Annotated in this window: 18 protein-coding genes; 3 read left to right on the top strand and 15 right to left on the bottom strand. The window is 70.4% G+C overall.

The genetic code is table 11. From position 1 onward, the window contains the following. Window positions 1-15: 15 nt before the first annotated feature. Window positions 16-1,563 carry a histidine ammonia-lyase gene (hutH, locus tag AC0VYD_RS09350; protein ID WP_475479487.1) on the bottom strand — a complete coding sequence of 516 codons (1,548 nt, stop codon included), beginning with the start codon at window positions 1,561-1,563 and terminating at the stop codon, window positions 16-18. Window positions 1,564-1,800: 237 nt separating this feature from the next. Between hutH and AC0VYD_RS09345 the strand changes: the two genes are divergently transcribed. Further along, window positions 1,801-2,571: an IclR family transcriptional regulator gene (locus AC0VYD_RS09345; protein ID WP_475479486.1), complete on the top strand. Its 771-nt coding sequence runs from the start codon at window positions 1,801-1,803 to the stop codon at window positions 2,569-2,571. On the opposite strand, the gene AC0VYD_RS09340 is transcribed toward AC0VYD_RS09345, so the two are convergent. Continuing rightward, on the bottom strand, window positions 2,557-3,246 hold the full coding sequence (locus AC0VYD_RS09340; RefSeq protein WP_475479485.1) for a hypothetical protein: 690 nt from the start codon (window positions 3,244-3,246) through the stop codon (window positions 2,557-2,559). The genes AC0VYD_RS09345 and AC0VYD_RS09340 overlap by 15 nt on opposite strands. 134 nt (window positions 3,247-3,380) lie before the next feature. Between AC0VYD_RS09340 and AC0VYD_RS09335 the strand changes: the two genes are divergently transcribed. Then, window positions 3,381-3,641: a hypothetical protein gene (locus tag AC0VYD_RS09335; protein ID WP_475479484.1), complete on the top strand. Its 261-nt coding sequence runs from the start codon at window positions 3,381-3,383 to the stop codon at window positions 3,639-3,641. A 292-nt stretch (window positions 3,642-3,933) separates the two neighbouring features. Here the strand turns inward: AC0VYD_RS09335 and AC0VYD_RS09330 are convergent, their stop codons facing one another. The 10 genes from AC0VYD_RS09330 to uvrC form a co-directional block, all read right to left on the bottom strand. Next, window positions 3,934-4,305 (bottom strand): RNA polymerase-binding protein RbpA, encoded by a 372-nt coding sequence (locus tag AC0VYD_RS09330; RefSeq protein WP_083927594.1) that lies wholly within the window; start codon window positions 4,303-4,305, stop codon window positions 3,934-3,936. A 78-nt stretch (window positions 4,306-4,383) separates the two neighbouring features. After that, window positions 4,384-4,620, bottom strand: coding sequence for a preprotein translocase subunit SecG (gene secG / locus AC0VYD_RS09325; protein WP_191271489.1), 237 nt, complete (start codon window positions 4,618-4,620; stop codon window positions 4,384-4,386). A 287-nt stretch (window positions 4,621-4,907) separates the two neighbouring features. After that, window positions 4,908-5,687 (bottom strand): triose-phosphate isomerase, encoded by a 780-nt coding sequence (tpiA, locus tag AC0VYD_RS09320; protein WP_191271491.1) that lies wholly within the window; start codon window positions 5,685-5,687, stop codon window positions 4,908-4,910. Window positions 5,688-5,801: 114 nt separating this feature from the next. Continuing rightward, complete coding sequence (locus AC0VYD_RS09315; protein ID WP_475479483.1) at window positions 5,802-6,986, bottom strand: phosphoglycerate kinase; 1,185 nt, start codon at window positions 6,984-6,986, stop codon at window positions 5,802-5,804. Window positions 6,987-7,128: 142 nt separating this feature from the next. Next, window positions 7,129-8,133 carry a type I glyceraldehyde-3-phosphate dehydrogenase gene (gene gap / locus AC0VYD_RS09310; protein ID WP_473040504.1) on the bottom strand — a complete coding sequence of 335 codons (1,005 nt, stop codon included), beginning with the start codon at window positions 8,131-8,133 and terminating at the stop codon, window positions 7,129-7,131. Between the two features lie 328 nt (window positions 8,134-8,461). Continuing rightward, entirely contained in the window at window positions 8,462-9,442 is a 981-nt protein-coding gene (gene whiA, locus AC0VYD_RS09305) for a DNA-binding protein WhiA (RefSeq protein ID WP_473040979.1), read from the bottom strand. Window positions 9,443-9,642: 200 nt separating this feature from the next. Then, window positions 9,643-10,053: a DUF488 domain-containing protein gene (locus AC0VYD_RS09300; RefSeq protein WP_475479482.1), complete on the bottom strand. Its 411-nt coding sequence runs from the start codon at window positions 10,051-10,053 to the stop codon at window positions 9,643-9,645. 68 nt (window positions 10,054-10,121) lie between these two features. Next, a complete protein-coding gene (locus tag AC0VYD_RS09295) occupies window positions 10,122-11,108 on the bottom strand; it encodes a gluconeogenesis factor YvcK family protein (protein ID WP_475479481.1) in 987 nt (328 codons plus the stop codon). Window positions 11,109-11,211: 103 nt separating this feature from the next. Beyond that, on the bottom strand, window positions 11,212-12,096 hold the full coding sequence (gene rapZ, locus AC0VYD_RS09290; RefSeq protein WP_475479480.1) for an RNase adapter RapZ: 885 nt from the start codon (window positions 12,094-12,096) through the stop codon (window positions 11,212-11,214). Continuing rightward, complete coding sequence (gene uvrC, locus AC0VYD_RS09285) at window positions 12,093-14,135, bottom strand: excinuclease ABC subunit UvrC (protein ID WP_475479479.1); 2,043 nt, start codon at window positions 14,133-14,135, stop codon at window positions 12,093-12,095. Before uvrC ends, rapZ begins: the two co-directional genes overlap by 4 nt. 179 nt (window positions 14,136-14,314) lie before the next feature. Here uvrC and AC0VYD_RS09280 point away from each other — a divergent pair, with 179 nt between their 5' ends. Beyond that, complete coding sequence (locus tag AC0VYD_RS09280; protein WP_475479478.1) at window positions 14,315-15,472, top strand: mechanosensitive ion channel family protein; 1,158 nt, start codon at window positions 14,315-14,317, stop codon at window positions 15,470-15,472. A gap of 84 nt (window positions 15,473-15,556) precedes the next feature. On the opposite strand, the gene AC0VYD_RS09275 is transcribed toward AC0VYD_RS09280, so the two are convergent. The 3 genes from AC0VYD_RS09275 to AC0VYD_RS09265 form a co-directional block, all read right to left on the bottom strand. Continuing rightward, complete coding sequence (locus tag AC0VYD_RS09275) at window positions 15,557-15,943, bottom strand: Rieske (2Fe-2S) protein (RefSeq protein ID WP_452548433.1); 387 nt, start codon at window positions 15,941-15,943, stop codon at window positions 15,557-15,559. Between the two features lie 171 nt (window positions 15,944-16,114). Further along, window positions 16,115-18,949, bottom strand: coding sequence for an excinuclease ABC subunit UvrA (gene uvrA / locus AC0VYD_RS09270; protein ID WP_475479477.1), 2,835 nt, complete (start codon window positions 18,947-18,949; stop codon window positions 16,115-16,117). A gap of 341 nt (window positions 18,950-19,290) precedes the next feature. Next, entirely contained in the window at window positions 19,291-20,319 is a 1,029-nt protein-coding gene (locus AC0VYD_RS09265; RefSeq protein WP_475479476.1) for a TerC family protein, read from the bottom strand. Between the last annotated feature and the right edge of the window lie 264 nt (window positions 20,320-20,583).

Here is a 20,583-nt window from a genome sequence, read left to right as displayed (position 1 = left end):
TCTCCTCCGGGGGGGTCAGGCGAGCGGGGTGACGGACTCGGCGGCCTCGACGACCGAGCCGTCGGCGACCAGGGCGGCCACGGCGGCGATCTCCGGGGCGAGGTAGCGGTCGGGGCCGGGCCCCTGGACCCGCTCGCGTACCGTGCGCAGGACGGCGCCGGTGGCGGGACCGGGCTCAAGCGGGGAGCGCAGGTCGAGGGCGCGGGCGGCGGTGAGCAGCTCCACGGCCAGCACGTTGGTGAGCCCCTCCACGGCGCGGCGCAGCTTGCGGGCGGCCGACCAGCCCATGGACACGTGGTCCTCCTGCATGGCCGAGCTGGGGATGGAGTCGACGCTGGCGGGCACGGCCAGGCGCTTGAGCTCGGAGACGATGGCGGCCTGGGTGTACTGGGCGATCATGTGGCCCGAGTCCACACCTGGGTCGTCGGCGAGGAAGGCGGGCAGCCCGTGGGAGCGGGAGACGTCGAGCATGCGGTCGGTGCGGCGCTCGGCGATCGAGGCGGTGTCGGCGACGGCCACAGCGAGGAAGTCCAGTACGTAGGCGACCGGCGCCCCGTGGAAGTTGCCGTTGGACTCCACCCGCCCGTCGTCGAGTACGACGGGGTTGTCGATGACGCTGTCCAGTTCGCGCCCGGCCACGAGCAGGGCGTGGGACAGGGTGTCGCGGGCCGCGCCGGCGACCTGCGGGGCGCAGCGCAGCGAGTAGGCGTCCTGGACGCGGTTGCAGTCCGGACCCCGGTGGGAGGCGACGATCGGCGAGCCCGCGAGCATCGCGCGCAGGTTGGCGGCGGAGGCGGCCTGCCCGGGGTGCGGGCGCAGGCGCTGGAGCTCCTCGGCGAAGACCCGGTCGGTGCCGAGCAGGGCCTCGACGCTCATGGCCGCGGTGATGTCGGCGACCTTGAGCAGGCGCTCCAGGTCCATGCAGGCCATGGCCAGCATGCCGAGCATCCCGTCGGTGCCGTTGATGAGGGCCAGCCCCTCCTTGGCGCCGAGCTCCACCGGCCGGATGCCCGCCGCGGCCAGGGCGTCCGCGGCGTCCCTGAGCTCGCCGTCGGCGTCGCGGACCCGTCCCTCGCCCATCAGGGCCAGGGCGACGTGGGACAGGGGTGCCAGGTCGCCGGAGCAGCCCAGGCTGCCGTACTCGTGGACGATCGGGGTGACACCCGCGTTGAGCAGGGCGGCGAGGGTCTCGACGGTGGACGTCTGCACGCCCGTGTTGCCTGAGGCCAGGGTCCGCAGGCGCAGGAGCATCAGGGCGCGGACGACCTCGGCCTCCACCTCGGGTCCGGCTCCGGCGGCGTGCGAGCGGATGAGCGAACGCTGGAGGTGGGCACGCAGGTCGGGGGCGATGTGCCGGGTGGCCAGGGCGCCGAACCCGGTGCTGACCCCGTAGGCGGGTACCTCGCCCCGGGCGAGCACCTCGACCCGTTCGCGGCCGTGGCGCACGGCCTTGCGGGTCTCCTCGCTGAGGGTGACGGGGGCGCCGTCGCGGGCGACGGCGAGGACCTGGGCCGGGGTGAGCGGGGCACCGCCGACGGAAACGGAAGCAACTGCTGTGGACATGCCCCCATTGCACCGCTCCCGGGGTCCTGCGGGAAGTGCCAACACGTGGGTTCTGTCCGATATCTCAGACAGCCGCCCCGGTCCCCCTACCGGATCACCCGCACCTCGCGTCTGAGCCCCGGCGCAGCCGCACCCCAGGCGTCCCCGGGGACGAGGAGAAGCAAGCGTGACCAGCAGTGGAAGGCATCCGACCGAGCGCTACAGCGGTGCAGGAACGGACTGTGGGATCATCGGGGCATGAGTCTCGTCCCGGCGGCCACGCGTGCGCTGCGGCTGCTGCGCTTCCTGGCCTCCCGGCCGGGCCCGGTGTCGGCCTCGGCGATCGCGAACGGGCTCGGGCTGCCCCGTTCCAGCGTCTACCAGCTCCTGGAGGCGATGGCCGAGGAGGGGTTCGTGACGCACCTGCCCGAGGAGCGGCGGTGGGGGCTGGGGGTGGCGGCCTTCGAGATCGGGTCGGCGTACCTGCGCCACGACGGGATCGAGCGGCTGGCCCGCCCCCTGTTGCACCAGCTCACCGAGACCACCGGGGCCACCGCCCACCTGGGGGTGCTGCACGGCTCGGACACCCTGTACCTGCTCAAGGAACAGCCCCCGCACGCGCCCACGCTCATCACCGGGGTGGGGGTGCGCCTGCCCGCGCACCTGACCGCCTCGGGGCGGGCGATGCTCGCCCGGCTGCCGCGCGCCCAGGTGCGCGCCCTGTACCCGGACAGGGCTGCCTTCACCGACCGCACCGGCCGCGGGCCCGCCGCCCCGGGGGAACTGCGCACGCTGCTCTCCGAGGAGCGCCGGCAGGGGTGGTCGATCGAAAGCGGCCAGGTCACCGAGGGGTTCGTCTCGGTGGCGGCGGCCGCGGCCGACCACAACGGGCGCCCCGCGGCGGCGATCAGTCTGACGGTTCCCAGCGCGCGGCCGGTCACCCCGCAGGCGTTGGCCGCGCGGGTCCGGGACGCGGCGGGCGAGCTCACCCGCAGGCTGAGCGGCCGGTCGGGATCACCGGCGACGTAGCGGCGGGGTCCGCTCGACGACGGCCGGCAGGGGCGCGGTGCGCTCCACCATCCTCAGGATGTGCTCCTTCCGGTTGCGCGGCACCTGTACGTAGAACTGGGTGGCGGCCTCGGGGTCGGCGTCGAGGTCGAGGCTTTCGGCCGTCTCCGCCCAGCTGGGCAGTTCGGGGTCGGTCCGGGGCGTGTCCAGCGCGAACTCGATGAAGTAGGTGAGCCTGCGGCCCCCGGTGTGCACCTCGCGGATACGGCGGATCTCCGGCCAGGCGATGAAGGTCCCCTCTCCGGGGAACCACCACTTGCGCTCCTGGAGGACGGTGATGCCGTCACTGTCGGCGCTGATGCCCTGGCGGGTGATGCGCTGGGGCAGTCCCCGCACCAGGAAGACGTTGCTCCCGGGGCCGATGAAGAACATGACCAGCCCGGCGGACGCCCACAGCGTGACGGAGCCGACCGTGGTCTCCTGGCGCAGCACGTGCCAGAACATGGACCCCACCACCACGAGGAACCCCAGGGTGAGGGCCCCGGAGAAGTAGGCGGCCGTCATCCACATGCGTGTGTTGGGGCCGCGCAGACTGACGTAGCGGCGCAGGTGGGACACGCTCGCGGGTGGTCGGGTCAGGTCCGAGGGGACCCCCCGCGCGTCAGGGGGGACGTCAGGTGGTTCGGGGGAGGCCATGTCCCCATTCTTCCAAGTCCTGCGGGTGCTCGGTGCGGTGGCTCACCCCGGTTCGTCGTCGATGCGCGGCCGTGTGCGGTCAATCCCGGTAAACGGCTGATGTCCGTCGGCGCACAGCGCTACAGTCCTGTCCCATGAGGCGCAGCACACGTGAGTACGAGACGGCGCTCCTGGTGGACGGTGAGGTCCTGGTCGTCGGGGGGATCGTCTACCGGGGGCGGACGATGCTCGACGAGGAGGGGGCGGAGCGGTTCGCGCCGTTGGAGCGCTGGGCCAAGGGTGTGGCGGAGAGTCTGGGGCGTCCGGTGACGTGGCGGGCCAGGGCCAAGAACGAACCGGAGGCGCGGGGGACCGCTCGGCCGGGCGAGGTGCTTCAGAACCGCCTGGCGCTCTGAGCTCCGCATTTGGCGCACTGGAACTTGCGGTCGTCGCCGAGGATCCAGTCGTGGTCCCCGCCGGTAGGGCACGCTGACATCGACACCAACTCCTCAGGAAGGGGGCTTCGGGGGTGTGTCGGTCATCGTATTTCCCACCAGCAACACCAGTCGCGGGAATGAGAAGATGCGCCTCTTCCTCACGTACGGCGGAGTCGCGTGTCCGGGCGGGCCCGCCCCCGCACACGCGTCGGGGCCCGACGCCAGCGACCGGGGTGACTGACGGCGGGCCCCGACGGGCAGACCGGGAAGCCTAGTTCTGGGAGGCCTTCATGTGGGCCTCGACCGCGGCGCGGTCGGCGCGGAGCTTTGCGAGGGCCTCATCGAGGATGAGCTTGCCCTCCTCCTCGCTGCGGCGCTCCTTCACGTACGCCAGGTGCGTCTTGTAGGGCTCGGTGCGCGGCGGCGACGGCGGGTTGGCCTTGTCCTTGCCCGCGGGGAACCCGCAGCGCGGGCAGTCCCACTCGTCGGGCACAGCGGCCTCGCTGGCGAAGCTGGGGATGACCTCGTGCAAGTTCGCACAGTAGAACGGAACCCGGACGCGGGGAGCGGCCTCGCCCCGCTCCGCCTCGCCCATAGGGCCGGCTCCGACTCGGCTGCCACGGATGGCACTGCCACTACCCACGAAAAACTCCTTCGGCGAACTCGCCGACTGACTCGGACGAGATTGACTTGGACGGGGGGCCTACGGCCGATCGGCGCGCTACATTCCCCGGTTGATCAACAGGCCGAGAACGACGATCGCCACGATCCACGTGACCGCGATGCCGACGGTCATCCGGTCGAGGTTGCGTTCGACAACGGAGGATCCGCCGAGCGAGGACGTGACACCACCGCCGAACATGTCGGACAGGCCACCGCCCTTGCCCTTGTGCATCAGCACGAGGAGGACCAGCAGCACACTGAGAAGCATCACGAAGATGGACAGACCGAGGATCACACGCTCACCCGTAGCTCGACCCCGCAGCGGGGGGATGGACACCTCGGCCCCCTTTCCCCACCCCTGACAGCGTCGGCATGAGGGCACCGACCTGAGAGCGGGTCGCGGAAGGAGGAGACCGGGGACGTTTTCGGATTTTACCGTGCCGTCGCCGGCACGGGAGGGGAAACCACGAGGCACGGGAATCCCCACAGCGAAGTCTAGCCCGAACAGGGCACCTGTCGGGCACCCCGCCCGTCACACTTGGACATCAGAGAGTGACGGGCGGGGTTTCGCAAGACGTTTGGTCAGCCGTTCTCACCGAAGCGGATCACCTTGGCGAACTCGTCGGCCTTCAGGCAGGCACCGCCGACCAGGGCGCCGTCGACGTCCTCCTTGGCCATGATGCCGGGGGCGTTGTCCCCCTTGACCGAACCGCCGTAGAGCACGCGGACCGCGCCGGAGACCTCGGAGGAGTACAGCTCGGCCAGGCGCCCGCGGATCGCGGCGCAGACCTCCTGCGCGTCCTCCGGGGTGGCGACCTCGCCGGTGCCGATCGCCCACACCGGCTCGTAGGCGATGACGATCCGCTCCGCCTGCTCGGCCGGGACCTCCTTGAGGGCGCCGTCCAGCTGGGCCAGGACGTGCTCGACCTGATTCCCGGCCTTGCGCACCTCCAGGCCCTCGCCCACGCACAGGAGGGGGACGATGTCGTTCTTGTAGGCGGCCTTGACCTTGGCGTTGACCAGGGCGTCGTCCTCCGCGTGGTACTCGCGGCGCTCGGAGTGGCCGACCAGGACGTAGGAGCACTCCAGCTTGGCCAGCATCGCACCGGAGACCTCGCCGGTGTAGGCGCCCTTGTCGTGGGCGGAGATGTCCTGGGCGCCGAACCTGATCCGCAGCTTGTCCCCGTCCACCAGCGTCTGCACGCTGCGGATGTCGGTGAACGGCGGCAGGACGACGACCTCCGCGGCCTCGTAGTCCTTGTCGTTCAGGGCGAAGGCCAGCTTCTGGACGAGAGCGATGGCCTCCAGGTGGTTGTTGTTCATCTTCCAGTTGCCCGCGATGAGCGGCTGGCGCTTGGTCATCCTTGACTCACTTCGTTTCGTCGGAGAGGGCGTGCTGAGCGTGGTGCCCCGGTCCCGGGAGGCGTTCCTCCCCGGGGCCCGGGGGTGTTCGAGTGCCCGGGAGGAACACGGCCCCTAGGCGAGGGCGTCGATACCGGGGAGGTCCTTGCCCTCCAGGTACTCCAGGCTGGCTCCGCCGCCGGTGGAGATGTGGCCGAAGGAGGCCTCGTCGAAGCCCAGGGCGCGGACGGCCGCGGCGGAGTCGCCGCCGCCGACCACGGTGAAGGCGTCGGAGTCGATGAGCGCCTGGGCCAGGGCGCGCGTGCCGCCGGCGTAGGGCTCCATCTCGAACACGCCCATGGGGCCGTTCCAGAACACGGTCCTGGCGTCGGCCAGCTTCTCGGCGAAGAGCACCCGGCTCCGGGGGCCGATGTCCAGGCCCATGCGGTCGGCCGGGATGGCGTCGACGCCGACCTCGGCGTGCGGGGCGTCGGCGGCGAACTTCTCGGCGGCCACGACGTCCACGGGCAGGACGATCTCCACGCCCTCGCGCTCGGCGCGCTCCAGGTAGCCGCGGACGGTGTCGAGCTGGTCGGCCTCCAGGAGGCTGGAGCCGACCTCGTAGCCCTGGGCCTTGAGGAAGGTGAACACCATGCCGCCGCCGATGAGCAGGCGGTCGGCGGTGCCGAGGAGGTTGTCGATGACACCGAGCTTGTCGGAGACCTTCGAACCGCCGAGGACCACGGCGTAGGGGCGCTGGGGGTCGGCGGTGAGCTTGCGCAGGACCTCGACCTCGGTCAGGACCAGGCCGCCGACGGCGTGCGGGAGCCTGCCGGGCAGGTCGTAGACGCTGGCGTGCCTGCGGTGCACCGCACCGAAGGCGTCGCCCACGTACAGGTCGGCGAGCTGGGCGAAGCGGTCGGCGAGCTCGCCGCGCTCGGCGTCGTCCTTGCTGGTCTCACCGGGCTCGAAGCGCACGTTCTCCAGCAGCGCGACCTCCCCGTCGGCCAGGGCCGCGGAGGTGGCTCGGGCGGACTCGCCGGCGGTGTCGGTGGCGAAGGCGACCTCGGTACCGAGCAGCTCGCCCAGGCGGGCGGCGACGGGGCGCAGGGAGTACCGGGGGTCGGGTGCGCCCTTGGGGCGGCCCAGGTGCGCGGCGACGATGACGCGGGCGCCGCGCTCACGGAGCTTGGTGATGGTGGGCAGGGCCGCGCGGATGCGACCGTCGTCGGTGATGCGGTCGCCGTCCACGGGCACGTTCAGGTCGGCCCGGACGAACACGCGCTTTCCGGAGACGTCGAGGTCCTCGATCGTCCGCATGCTGGTCTCCTCGTTGGGGTGTTGGGGTCTGGGGGTCCCGGGCGGCGGGCCGGGAAGGGTGCGCACGCGACGGCACCCCCACCGCGCGCAGGCGGAGGGGGTGCCGGGTCACGCGTTCGCGACCATGGGGTCGGCGGACCGGCTACAGGTTGGAGCCGACCAGCTTGGCCAGGTCGACCAGGCGGTTGGAGTAGCCCCACTCGTTGTCGTACCAGCCCAGGATCTTGACCTGGTTGCCGGAGACCATGGTCATCCCGGCGTCCAGGGTGCAGGAGGGCGCGGTGCCGACGATGTCGGAGGAGACGATCGGGTCCTCGGTGTAGACCAGGACGTCCTTGAGCGGGCCCTCGGCCGCGGCCTTGAACGCCGCGTTGACCTCGTCCTTGGTGACCTCGCGGTCCAGGGTGACGACCAGGTCGGTGGCGGAGCCGTCCGGGACCGGGACGCGCATGGCCATGCCGTCCAGCTTGCCCGCGAGCTCGGGGATGACCAGGGCCGTGGCCTTGGCCGCACCCGTGCTGGTCGGGATGATGTTCTGCGCGGCCGCGCGGGCGCGACGCAGGTCCTTGTGCGGGAGGTCCAGGATGACCTGGTCGTTGGTGTACGCGTGCACCGTGGTCATGAAGCCCTGCTGGACACCGAAGTTGTCCAGCAGCACCTTCGCCATCGGCGCCACGCAGTTGGTGGTGCAGGAGGCGTTGGAGATGACGTCGTGGTTGGCGGCGTCGTACTTGTCGTCGTTGACGCCCATCACGACGGTGATGTCCTCGCCCTTGGCCGGGGCGGAGATGATGACCTTCTTGGCGCCGGCGGCGATGTGCTTCTTGGCGTCCTCGGCCTTGGTGAAGATACCGGTGGACTCGACGACGACGTCGACGTTCAGCTCGCCCCAGGGCAGCTGGGCGGGGTCGCGCTGGGCCAGGACCTTGATGGTCTGGTCGCCCACGCGGATGAAGTCCTCACCGACCTCGAGGTTGCCCTCGAGGGTGCCGAGCACGGTGTCGTACTTGAGCAGGTGCGCGAGCGTCTTGGTGTCGGTGAGGTCGTTGACCGCGACGATTTCGATGTCGCTGCCGCCAGCGGCGACCGCGCGCCAGAAATTGCGGCCGATCCGACCGAAGCCGTTGACGCCTACACGGATGGTCACGGAACCAATCTCCTCATTTGTCGCACATCATTTTCACCCGGGCGTCCGGCCGCTCCGGGGATCCGGACTGGTACGGCCGGAGCCACCGGTGTTGAGCAGCGTGAACGCATAACAGGTGTTCACAGAGAGCCTAGCGGAGTGTCGGCGGGGAGCAGTTCCCACCCCGTGTCCGACAGCTCTTCGACCCCTCGCGGTTTCGCGACCATCCTGGCACCGCAAAGCGAAGAGGTCTATACCATTTTCGGAAGTTATCCCGGAGTTTTCGCAGTTAACAAAGCCGAACATCCGTGTTGCGTCCGCGTTCCGTTCCGCTCGGCCCCACCCGGGGTCAGGGAACGAGCATGTCCGGAGTGAGGTTCGCCTCTGTGCCCTCGATGCCCAGATCACTGGCCCGCTTGTCGGCCATGGCCAACAGCCTGCGGATACGCCCGGCGATGGCGTCCTTGGTCAACGGCGGAACCGACAGCTGGCCCAGTTCCTCCAGGGACGCCTGCTTGTGTGCCAGCCGCAGCTGACCGGCGGCCACCAGGTGCTTGGGGGCGTCCTCGCCCAGGATCTCCAGGGCCCGCTCCACCCGCGCGCCCGCGGCGACCGCGGCTCGGGCGCTGCGGCGCAGGTTGGCGTCGTCGAAGTTGGCGAGCCGGTTCGCGGTGGCCCGTACCTCCCGGCGCATCCGGCGCTCCTCCCAGGTCAGAACGCTCTGGTGGGCGCCCAGCAGGGTCAGCAGCGCACCGATCGAGTCACCGTCGCGCACCACCACCCGGTCCACGCCGCGCACCTCGCGCGCCTTGGCGTGCACCTTCAGCCGACGGGCGGCGCCGACCAGCGCCAGCGCCGCCTCGGGACCCGGGCAGGTGACCTCCAACGACATCGAACGGCCCGGCTCGGTCAGGGAGCCGTGCGCGATGAAGGCACCGCGCCAGGCGGACTCGGAGTCGCAGGCGCCTCCCGCGACGACGTGCCGGGGAAGGCCGCGCACCGGACGCCCGTTGTTGTCCACCAGACCGGTCTGGCGGGCCAGGGACTCCCCGTCCTTGATCACCCGCACCACGTACCGGTTGCCCTTGCGCAGCCCGCTCGGGGAGAGCACCACCACTTCGGACTCGTGCCCGAAGACCTCCGAGATGTCCTTGCGCAGCCGACGGGCGGCGGCCCCCGTGTCGAGCTCCGCCTCGATCACGATCCGCCCGCCCACCAGGTGGAGTCCTCCGGTGAAACGCAGGATGGTGGACACCTCCGCCTTGCGGCAGCATGGCTTGAGAATCGCCAGACGGCTCAACTCGTCCTTCACCACGCCGGTCATCGCCATCGCTGCGATCCTCCCCTTGAACTGGCAGAACTCCGACACCGCACACCCGGTGCCGGGGTGCCGCCACGGGGCCGGGCCACGGGCGGCTTTCTCGGTGCAGACTACGTGACGCGGGCTCTCACACCGACCCCCGCACGGCGTGTTGCCGATCCCCCTTCCCTGCTCACAGGGGGCGTGTCGGTCTTCGTGGCGTTGTGCGGTCAATTGCTCCCGGGGCCGGAGGAGGACAGAAGGGACTCCAGATGGTCCCGGAGCACGACCGCGTGGTTGTGCTCGGTGTCCTTGGCCGCGTACAGCAGGGTCACCGGCCCCGAACGCGCCGCCGAGAGAATCGGGGCGAGCACCTCGGGGTGCTCCTCCAGCTCGGCGCGGTAGCGCCCGGCGAACTCCGCGAAGCGGCCCGGGTCGTGCCCGAACCAGGTACGCAGTCCGGAACTGGGCGCGGCGTCCCTGATCCACCGGCCCTCCGCCAGCGCGCTCTTGCGCACGCCGCGGGGCCAGAGCCGGTCCACGAGGAACCGGCTCCCGGGCGGGACCTCCTCCTGCCCGGGGTGCTCCTGCGCGCGCACCTCGTCGTAGACACGTTCCAGGTGGATACGGTGAGCGTCCATGGGGCCACCTTTCCCGGACGCGGGCCACGGGGAAACCCCCGGGAGGGAAACGACGGCCCGCAGCCCCTTCAGCGGCCCTCGGGCCCCAGGATCCGCTCCAGGGCGGTGGCGAGCCGGTCGGCGTCGTGCCGGGGCGTGCCGTCGTCACGGCTCAGCTCGGCCAGCTCCAGACGGCCGCCCAGCTCACCCACCACCGACATGAGCGGGGTGACGTCCTCCACGGTTCCGGAGTCGGCCAGCACCACGTCCACCCCAAGCTTGGGCGCGTGCTCGCGCAGCACCTCCAGGTAGGTCTCGGGCCGGAAACCGTCGGTCTCCCCCCGCTGGGGCGACAGGTTCAGGGCGACCAGCCGTTTGGCCCGGGTGGTGACCAGGGCGTGCGCGAGTTCGGGCACCAGCAGGTGCGGCAGCACACTGGTGAACCAGGAACCGGGGCCGAACACCACCCAGTCGGCCTCACGCACCGCCTTGACCGCCTGCGGGCTGGCCGGAGGGTCCCCCGGGAGCAGCGAGACCGAGCGCACCCGGCCGCTGGTGCTCGCGCAGGCCACCTGGCCGCGCACCGTGGTGAGCTCCTCGGGCCGGGCCGGGTCGATCCCCGACACCTCCGCGGAGATCTCCAACGGCACCGACGACATCGGCAGGACCCTGCCGTGGGCGCCCAGGAGCTGGCCCACCCAGTCCAGCCCGGCCACCGAGTCGCCCAGGAGCTCCCAGAGCGCGACGATCAGCAGGTTGCCCACCGCGTGGCCGTGCAGGTCGCCCTCGGAGCGGAACCGGTGCTGGAGCACCTGGCTCCAGGTGTGCCCCCACTCGTCGTCCCCGCACAGCGCCGCCAGGGCCATCCTCAGGTCACCGGGCGGCAGCACGCCCAGTTCCTCCCGCAGCCGACCGCTGGAACCCCCGTCGTCAGCGACCGTCACGATCGCGGTGACGTCCGTGGTCACCCTGCGCAGCGCCGAAAGCGAGGCGTGCAGGCCGTGCCCGCCCCCCAGCGCCACCACCCGGGGCGGACGCCCGAGGTCGTCCCCGTCCGACGCGGTGCTCTTCGACATGCCTCTGGCCTGCCCCCTCCGGACCGGCACCAATAATGACCGGGCCAATGTAAGGGAAGACGCCGCTCTTGGCGATTCGGTTCACCAGCGGGCCGCCTCCGGACTATTCCCTTTCCACGTCCCGGTGGACGACGTTCACGTCCACGCCCTGTCCGCGCAGGCGCCCGGCGAACTGTTCGGCCATCGCCACGCTGCGGTGCCTTCCGCCGGTACAGCCGATCGCCAGGGTCATGTAGTGCTTGCCCTCGCGCTCGTAGCCGGCGGTGGTCAGCTTCAGGACCTCCGAGTACGCCTCCAGCATCTCCTTCGCGCCGTCCTGGGAGAGCACGTAGTCACGGACCGGCTCGTCGCGGCCGCTCATCGGCCTGAGCTCGGGAACCCAGTGCGGGTTGGGGAGGAAACGGCAGTCCAGGACCAGGTCGGCGTTGACCGGCAGCCCGTGCTTGAAACCGAAGGAGACCACGTTGGCGCGGGGGCGCACCTCGTCGCTCTCCCCGAAGAACCCGATCACCCGGGCCTTGAGCTGGTGCACGTTGAGCTGGGAGGTGTCGATGACCAGGTCGGCCTCACCCCGGACCGCGAACAGGGTCTCCCGTTCACGGGAGATACCGTCGGTCACCCTGCCGTCCCCCTGGAGGGGGTGCGGACGGCGGACGCTCTCGAACCTGCGGACCAGTGCCTCGTCGGAGGCCTCCAGGTAGAGCACCCGCGCGGTGATGTCGCGCTTGCGCAGCTCCTCGACCGTGGACAGCAGGTCCTCGGTGAAGGCGAGCGAACGCACGTCCACCACCACCGCGACCCGGGGGACCGCTCCGTGGGTGCGGCCCGCCAGCTCGATCATCGTCGGCAGCAGGCCCGGTGGCAGGTTGTCCACCACGAACCAGTCCAGGTCCTCCAGGGCCCTGGCCGCCGTGCTGCGACCCGCACCGGACATACCGGTGACGATGACCACCTCGGGCGGTAGTTCCCCGCCCAGTTCGACCGTCATGTGTCTCCTCCCCCGTCTGTGCTCTGCCTTGCCGTCGCCCCGTCGTCCCCGCCCTGCCGACCGGGGCCGCCGGACAGGTGCGCGTGCACGGCCTCGGCCATCTTGGGACCGATCCCGGGCACCGCGGCGATCTCCTCGGCGCTCGCCGAGGCCAGTCGTCTCACCGAACCGAACTCCTTGATCAGCGCCGTCCTGCGCGTCGGACCGAGACCCGGCAGCTCGTCCAGGCTGCTGCCGGTGAGCGCCTTGGCCCGTTTCTGCCGGTGGTACTGGACGGCGAAGCGGTGCGCCTCGTCGCGCACCCGCTGGAGCAGGTAGAGGCCCTCACCGGCACGCGGGAGGATCACCGGGTCCTCGTCCTCGGGCAGCCACACCTCCTCCAGGCGCTTGGCCAGACCGCACACCGCCACGTCCTCGATCCCGAGCTCCTCCAGCGCACGCCGGGCCGCCGCGGCCTGGGGCCGGGCACCGTCCACCACCACCAGGTTAGGCGGGTAGGCGAACTTGCCGGGCGCGGGCTCGGCCCCGGGGGCGGCCCCGGGGTCGGGTTCGGGCCCGGGGCCGGTCGGCCCGCCGCCCATCCGCGCCACCTCACCGGAGCGCGAACTCTCCTCCAGGTAGCGGCGGAAACGCCGTTTGACCACCTCGTACATGGCGGCGACGTCATGCTGCTCGGCTCCCCCGGCGCCGCTGCCGCGGACCGAGAAGCGCCGGTACTCGGACTTGCGGGCCAGGCCGTCCTCGAAGACCACCATCGAGGCGACGACGTGCTCGCCCTGGAGGTTGGAGATGTCGAAGCACTCGATGCGCAGCGGCGCCTCGGGCAGCTCCAGCGCCTCCTGGATCTCGTTGAGGGCGCGGCCGCGGGTGCTCAGGTCCCCGGCGCGGTGCGTCTTGTGCCGGGCCAGAGCCTCACGGGCGTTCCTGTCGACGGTCTCCATCAGGGACTTCTTGTCGCCCCGCTGGGGCACCCGCAGGTCCACCGCCGACCCGCGGTGCTCGGACAGCCAGGTGGCGACGGCCTCGCGGTCGGTCGGTTCGTGGGAGACCAGGACCTCGCGGGGCACGGAGGTACCGGTGCCCGCCGTCTCCTCCTCGCCGTCCAGGGCGCCGTAGATCTGGCGCAGGAAGGTCTGCATGAGCTCACCGGAGTCGGCGTCGGTGACCTTGTCCACCACGTAGCCGCGTTGGCCGCGGATCCGGCCGCCGCGCACGTGGAAGATCTGGACCGCCGCCTCCAGGGGGTCCTCGGACATGGCGATGACGTCGCAGTCAGTGGAGTCGGGCAGGACCACGGCCTGCTTCTCCAAGGCGGCGCGCAGCGCCTCGATGTCGTCACGGATCCGCGCGGCCCGCTCGTACTCCATCTCCCCGGCCGCCTCGCTCATCCGGTTCTCCAGCTCCCGGATGAAGCGCCCGGTGTCCCCGGCCAGGAAGGAGCAGAAGTCCTCCGCCAGGGCGCGGTGCTCCTGCGGCGTGGCCCTGCCCACGCACGGCGCCACGCACTTGCCGATGTAGCCGAGCAGGCAGGGACGGCCGCTGTTGCGTGCGCCCCGGAAGACCCCGGCCGAGCAGGTGCGCACCGGGAAGACCCGCAACAGCAGGTCGACGGTCTCGCGGATGGCCCAGGCGTGCGAGTAGGGGCCGAAGTAGCGCACGCCCCTGCGCTTGGCGCCGCGCATCACCTGCACCCGCGGGAACTCCTCCTGGAGGGTCACCGCGAGGTAGGGGTAGCTCTTGTCGTCGCGGTACTTGACGTTGAACCGCGGGTTGTACTGCTTGATCCACGAGTACTCCAGCTGGAGCGCCTCGACCTCGGTGCCGACGATCGTCCAGTCCACGTCGGCGGCGGTGGAGACCATCTGCTGGGTACGGGGGTGCAGCCCGGCGAAGTCCCGGAAGTAGGAGGACAGCCTCGCTCGCAGGTTCTTGGCCTTGCCCACGTAGATGACCCGGTCGGAGGCGTCCCGGAACCGGTAGACACCCGGTTCGGTCGGGATCGATCCGGGCGCGGGGCGCAGGTGAGGAGTCGCAGCCATGACCCCATTCTGGTGGGTCCGAAGGACGGACGGCCACCTGTACGGCTCACGTCCGCCGGTGGGGCAGCTCACCCCCGGATATTCGTTCAATCAAACGTCACGATTGGATATCTGCGTAGTCTAGGTTGGGCTGGTACCGCCGCAACTTCCCGGAATAAACGATAAGGGGGCTCCCCGCCGTGAGCATCACGCCCTGGATCGCGATCGGCGTCGCCGTCGCGGTCTCCATGACCCTGGTCTTCGTGGTGCACTGGCTGCTCACCCACAAGCTGGGCAAGGTGTGGCCGAACGCGCGCTACGTGGTCTCGCGCTCGGCCGTGACCGCCTACACCGCGGCCGCCGTCCTGGGCGCCAACCTGGCCCTGCCCGACCGCGAAGACGTGAGCTGGAACACCTACCAGGTCATCCAGCACGCGATGCAGATCCTGATGATCGGCACGCTGACGGCCCTGGGCATCAGCCTGGCCTACGCGGCGACCGACATGGTGCTGCAGCGGCTGTCGGCCAAGAACGGCGACGCCGACCGCCGCGCCCGCCGGCTGCAGACCCAGGTCCGCCTGCTGCGCCGGGTGATCACCTCCATCATCGTGGTCCTGGCGATCGCCGCCATCCTCTTCACCTTCGACGCCGTACGCGCGCTGGGCGCCGGGCTCCTGGCCTCCGCCGGTGTGATCGGTATCGTCGCCGGTGTTGCCGCCCAGTCGACCCTGAGCAACCTGTTCGCCGGGCTCCAGCTGGCCTTCAGCGACGCCCTGCGCATCGGCGACGTGGTCGTGGTCGAGGGCGAGTGGGGCCGGGTCGAGGAACTGAGCCTGGTCAACGTCACCATCAAGATCTGGGACGAGCGCCGCCTGGTCGTACCGGTCGTCAACTTCACCACGACCAGTTTCGAGAACTGGACGAAGTCGGGCACCAACATCACCGCCAAGGTGGTGCTCCCCCTGGACTGGGAGGTGCCCATCAGCGAGCTCCGCGAGGAGGCCGGGCACCTGATCACCGGCAGCAGGCACTGGGACGGCCGCAGCTGGTCCTGCCAGGTCGTGGACATCAGCGGAACCGGTGAGGTCCAGGTCCGCGTGGTCGCCACCGCCGCCGACACCGGCGACCAGTGGAACATCGCCTGCGAGATCCGCGAGCACCTCATCACCTGGCTGGCCACCAACTACCCGGAGTCGCTGCCGCGCAGCCGCACCGAGTTCGTCACCGGTGCCGGGAACGACGATTCCGACTACGCCGCGCAGTTCCCCACCTCGGCGTTCCGCCGGGCCGCCGCCTCGGGCACGGCCCAAGCCAGCACCAACGGGTCCGCCCGGGCGGGCAACCCGGAAGAGGTCTGAGCCCGACCGGGTCGCAGACGACGCAGACGACGGAGCCCCGCCGAGAAGTTCTCGGCGGGGCTCCGTCGTTTCCCGCTCGTGTGCTCAGTCGAGGATGATGTCGGTTCCGTCGACCGTGACGGTGAAGGACTCCAGGGGTTCCTTGGCCGGTCCGGCCAGCGGCTCCCCCGAGGCCATGTCGAACTCACTGCCGTGGCACAGGCAGCGGATCACCTCGTCCTCGACCTCCTGGACCGTGCAGCCGCCGTGGGTGCAGGCCGCGCTGAAGGCCCTGTACTCGCCCTCCTCGGGCTGGGTCACCACCAGCTTGCTGTGGCTGAACACCGCCCCGCCGCCCTCCGGCACGTCCGTGGTCTGGCCGACCACGTGCCCGCGCCGGACCTCCTGCGGGCTGGGAGGCTCTCCGCAGGCGCTCACGGCGGACACGGCGGCCGCCGCCCCCGCCGAACCGAGCAGACGCCGCCTGCTCACCCCGCACCCGCATGTCCTCTTTCCGGCCACGACCGAACGCTCCTCACCTGCGCCTGAATTCCACTACACAATGTAGTAGGCCAGGCCGGGTGCCCCGTACCGGGGTGGGTCCCGCGGAGCCCGCGCCGCGCGGACGGGGCGCGGGCTCCGCGGGCGCCGTGCGGACGGCCCCTAGAGCAGCTTGGCCAGGAACTGCCCGGTGTAGGACTCGGCGACCGCGGCGACCTCCTCGGGGGTGCCCTCGGCCACGAGCGTGCCGCCGCCGGACCCGCCCTCGGGGCCCATGTCGATGACGTGGTCGGCGGTCTTGATCACGTCGAGGTTGTGCTCGATGACGATCACCGTGTTCCCGGTGTCGGTCAGCCGGTTGAGGACGCCCAGCAGCTTGCGGATGTCCTCGAAGTGCAGGCCGGTGGTGGGCTCGTCCAGCACGTACACGGTCCGGCCGGTGGAGCGGCGCTGGAGCTCGGCGGCGAGCTTGACCCGCTGGGCCTCACCACCCGACAGCGTGGTGGCGGGCTGCCCCAGCCGCACGTACCCCAGCCCCACGTCGGCCAGGGTCTGCAGGTGGCGGCGGATCGCGTTGACCGGCTCGAAGAACTCCAGGGCCTCCGAGATGGGCATGTCGAGCACCTCGGAGATGTTCTTGCCCTTGTACTTCACCTGGAGGGTCTCCCGGTTGTACCGGGCCCCGTGGCAGACCTCGCAGGGCACGTACACGTCGGGCAGGAACTGCATCTCGATGCGGAGCGTGCCGTCACCGGAGCAGGCCTCGCAGCGGCCGCCCTTGACGTTGAAGGAGAACCGGCCCGGCTGGTAGCCGCGCGTCTTGGCGTCGGTGGTCTGCGCGAACAGCTTGCGCACGTGGTCGAAGACACCGGAGTAGGTCGCCGGGTTGGAGCGCGGAGTACGGCCGATCGGGCTCTGGTCGACGTGCACCACCTTGTCGACCTTGTTCATGCCGTTGACCCTCAGGTGGCGGCCGGGCACGCTGCGCGCGCCGTTGAGCTCCTTGGCCAGGGCCTTGTACAGGATCTCGTTGACCAGCGTGGACTTCCCCGAACCGGACACACCGGTGACCGCGGTGAACACGCCCAGCGGGAAGGACACGTCGATGCCGTGGAGGTTGTTCTCCCGCGCGCCCCGGACCACGAGCTCGTGTCCCCGGGTCAGCGGCCGCCGCTGCGGGGGCAGTTCGATGACCCGCCGCCCGGCGAGGTAGTCACCGGTCAGCGAGTCGGTCGAGGTGAGCAGCTCGTCGACGATGCCCGAGACCACGACGTGCCCGCCGTGCTCGCCGGCGCCGGGGCCGATGTCCACGACCCAGTCGGCGGCGCGGATGGTGTCCTCGTCGTGCTCGACCACGATGAGCATGTTGCCGATGTCGCGCAGCCGCTGGAGGGTCTCCAGGAGCCGGGCGTTGTCGCGCTGGTGCAGGCCGATGGAGGGCTCGTCCAGGACGTACAGGACGCCCACCAGCCCGGAGCCGATCTGGGTGGCCAGCCGGATGCGCTGGGCCTCACCGCCGGAGAGCGAGCCGGAGGACCGGGCCAGGCTGAGGTAGTCGAGCCCGACGTCCAGCAGGAAACCGAGTCGGGCGTTGATCTCCTTGAGCACCTGCGCGGCGATGACCATGTCGCGGTCGGAGAGCTTGAGGTCGGCCAGGAAGGCCGCGCTCTCGCTGAGCGCCATCGAGGCCACATCGGCGATGGACTTGCCGCCCACCGTCACCGCGAGCACGACCGGCTTGAGGCGGGTGCCGTCACAGGTCGGGCAGGGCACCGAGCGCATGTAGCCCTCGAGCCGCTCCCGGGTGTGGTCGCTCTCCACCTCGGAGTGGCGGCGCTTGACCCAGGGCACCACGCCCTCGAACTCGGTGTAGTAGGAGCGGCTGCGCCCGTACCGGTTGCGGTAGCTGACGTGGACCTGGGTGTCGTGCCCCTCCAGGATCGCCTTGCGCGCGCGGCGCGGCAGCCGCTCCCAGGGGGTGTCGGTGTCGAAGCCCACGGCCTCGCCCAGGGCCTTGAGGATGCGTTCCCAGTAGCCGCCGTTGGGCCCGCTCGACCAGGGGGCGATGGCGCCCTCGGCCAGGGTCCTCTCGGGGTCGGGGACCAGCAGTTCGGCGTCGACCTCCATCCGGGTGCCCAGACCCGAGCAGTCGTCGCAGGCGCCGTAGGGGGCGTTGAAGGAGAAGGAGCGCGGTTCGAGCTGTTCGAAGGAGAGGTCGTCGTAGGGGCAGTACAGGTGCTCGGAGAAGACCTTCTCGCGCTCGGGGTCGTCGGCCGCCAGGTCCACGAAGTCCAGGACGATGGTGCCGCCGGCGAGCTTGAGCGCGGTCTCGACCGAGTCGGTGAGCCGCCCGTGGGAGCCGGGCTTGACGCTGAGCCGGTCGACGACCACGGCGATGTCGTGCTTGTCGTAGCGGCCGAGCTTGGGCGCCTCGTCCAACCGGACCGCCCGGCCGTCCACGACGGCGCGGGTGTAGCCCTTGGACTGCAGGTCCTTGAAGAGTTCGACGTACTCGCCCTTACGGCCGCGCACGACGGGCGCGAGCACCTGGAAGCGGGTGCCCTCGGTCATCTCCATGACCCGGTCGACGATCTGCTGCGGCGTCTGCCGGGCGATCTCGCGGCGGCACTGCGGACAGTGCGGAACGCCCACGCGGGCCCAGAGCAGGCGCAGGTAGTCGTAGACCTCGGTGATGGTGCCGACCGTGGACCTGGGGTTGCGGCTGGTCGACTTCTGGTCGATGGACACCGCGGGCGAGAGCCCCTCGATGAAGTCGACCTCGGGCTTGTCCATCTGCCCGAGGAACTGGCGGGCGTACGCCGACAGGGACTCGACGTAGCGGCGCTGCCCCTCGGCGAAGATCGTGTCGAAGGCGAGCGACGACTTGCCCGAACCGGACAGGCCGGTGAACACGATCATGGAGTCGCGCGGCAGGTCCAGGGACACGTCCTTGAGGTTGTGCTCCCGTGCTCCACGGACCACGAGTTGTTCGACCATCGAGTGAGACATCCTTCGGCTCTGAAGCACAGGACGTGGACCACGTCGCGTGACGTCGGCTGACCCGTGTGCGGATTCGCGGTACGGCGGTCGCTGGCCCCCGGGGCCGCGGCGGCCCCGGAACCGGGCCGCTGAAGGGACGGGGGAGGACGACGTGCCTCCCCACCCGACAAGACTAACGATCGCCCGTGACGGTTTCTTCCACCACGCAGAAGTGGTGGTGCCCGTGGCGCTCACGCGCCAGGACACCACCACTATAGGCGAACAGACGTTCGAAGGAGGCGGGTTTCCACAATCCCCCGCGCCCGCACCGCCCGCACCGCGGGCCGGGCGGGCCGGGTTCAGGAGCGGTCGGCCGTCGCGTCCCGCTCGTCCCGGTCGCCACCGGATCCCGAGCGCCCCGGACCGACGGAACGGGACTTGGCCAGGCTGCCGATGATGGTGACGGTCATGATGCCGAGGATGACGGTCAGCGAGGCGCCGATGCCGATGTCCACGACGTGCACCCCGTTCTCGTGCAGGGCGTGCAGGATCATCTTCACGCCGATGAACACCATGATCGCCGACAGGCCCCAGCTGATGTAGGCCAGGCGGTCCATCAGGCCGGCCAGCAGGAAGTACAGCTGGCGCAGCCCCATCAGGGCGAAGGCGTTGGCGGTGAAGACGATGTAGGCGTCCTGGGTCAGGCCGAAGATGGCCGGGATGGAGTCGACGGCGAAGACCAGGTCGATGACGCCGATCGCGACGATCACCAGCAGCATCGGGGTCACGTGGCGGCGGCCGTCGAGCTTCACGGTCAGGTGGGGGCCGTGGTAGTCGTCGGTCACCGGCCAGAACCGCTTGACCATGCGCACGACCGGCGTCTGCGTGAAGTCCTTGTCCTCCTCGTCACCCTTCAGGTGGTCCCGGACGATCTTGTACCCGGTGTAGATGAGGAAGACGCCGAAGAGGTAGAAGACCTCGCTCCAGGCGTTGATGACCTGGGCGCCCAGGACGATGAAGATGCCGCGCATGACGATCGCGATGACGACGCCGACGAGCAGGACCTCGTGCTGGTACTTCTTGGGGACCGCGAAGGCGGTCATCAGGAGGTAGAACACGAAGAGGTTGTCGATGCTCAGGCTCTTCTCGGTGACGAACCCGGCGAAGTACTCGGCGCCCGAGGTCACACCGCCGAAGTACATCACCCCGAAGCCGAACAACACGGCGATGCCGATGTAGAAGACCGCCCACCAGGCGGCCTGCTTCATCCCGAACTCCTTGGGACCCTTGGTCTTACTCCACGGGTGGTCGACGATCACCAGATCCAGCGCCAGGATCAGAACCATGGCAGCGATCGTGGCAGCCCAGACCCACAGGGGAACGTTCACGGACGGACTCTCCTCCGGTTGGTGCGCGCGAGCGTTTTGCACGCACGGCAGTAGACCGGAGGTCTCTCCCGCTCACACCGGAACGGTGTGAACCGACGGAACCGGGAGAACGCCGTTGTACTCCGTGATGACGGCACCGCCGCGACAGGGATACTCCCCTCACGTGGTGAAGCAGGCGCATGAAGCGCACCAGAACAGGTTACGCCATCCGAGCCGTTCCTCAGCATGCCATCGAAGACCTCTCTGTGGAAGTCACCCGCGCGG

Source organism: Nocardiopsis sp. iso_40 (genome assembly GCF_056173285.1).
Note: the sequence above shows the minus strand (reverse complement) of the source record. Positions and strands in the feature narration are given on the sequence as shown.

Bases quoted from the DNA above. Each gene is read 5' to 3' on its own strand.
- hutH (WP_475479487.1), bottom strand. From the start codon at position 1,563: ATGTCCACAGCAGTTGCTTCCGTTTCCGTCGGCGGTGCCCCGCTCACC.
- AC0VYD_RS09345 (WP_475479486.1), top strand. From the start codon at position 1,801: ATGAGTCTCGTCCCGGCGGCCACGCGTGCGCTGCGGCTGCTGCGCTTC.
- AC0VYD_RS09340 (WP_475479485.1), bottom strand. From the start codon at position 3,246: ATGGCCTCCCCCGAACCACCTGACGTCCCCCCTGACGCGCGGGGGGTC.
- AC0VYD_RS09335 (WP_475479484.1), top strand. From the start codon at position 3,381: ATGAGGCGCAGCACACGTGAGTACGAGACGGCGCTCCTGGTGGACGGT.
- tpiA (WP_191271491.1), bottom strand. From the start codon at position 5,687: ATGACCAAGCGCCAGCCGCTCATCGCGGGCAACTGGAAGATGAACAAC.
- AC0VYD_RS09315 (WP_475479483.1), bottom strand. From the start codon at position 6,986: ATGCGGACGATCGAGGACCTCGACGTCTCCGGAAAGCGCGTGTTCGTC.
- whiA (WP_473040979.1), bottom strand. From the start codon at position 9,442: ATGGCGATGACCGGCGTGGTGAAGGACGAGTTGAGCCGTCTGGCGATT.
- AC0VYD_RS09300 (WP_475479482.1), bottom strand. From the start codon at position 10,053: ATGGACGCTCACCGTATCCACCTGGAACGTGTCTACGACGAGGTGCGC.
- AC0VYD_RS09295 (WP_475479481.1), bottom strand. From the start codon at position 11,108: ATGTCGAAGAGCACCGCGTCGGACGGGGACGACCTCGGGCGTCCGCCC.
- rapZ (WP_475479480.1), bottom strand. From the start codon at position 12,096: ATGACGGTCGAACTGGGCGGGGAACTACCGCCCGAGGTGGTCATCGTC.
- uvrC (WP_475479479.1), bottom strand. From the start codon at position 14,135: ATGGCTGCGACTCCTCACCTGCGCCCCGCGCCCGGATCGATCCCGACC.
- uvrA (WP_475479477.1), bottom strand. From the start codon at position 18,949: ATGGTCGAACAACTCGTGGTCCGTGGAGCACGGGAGCACAACCTCAAG.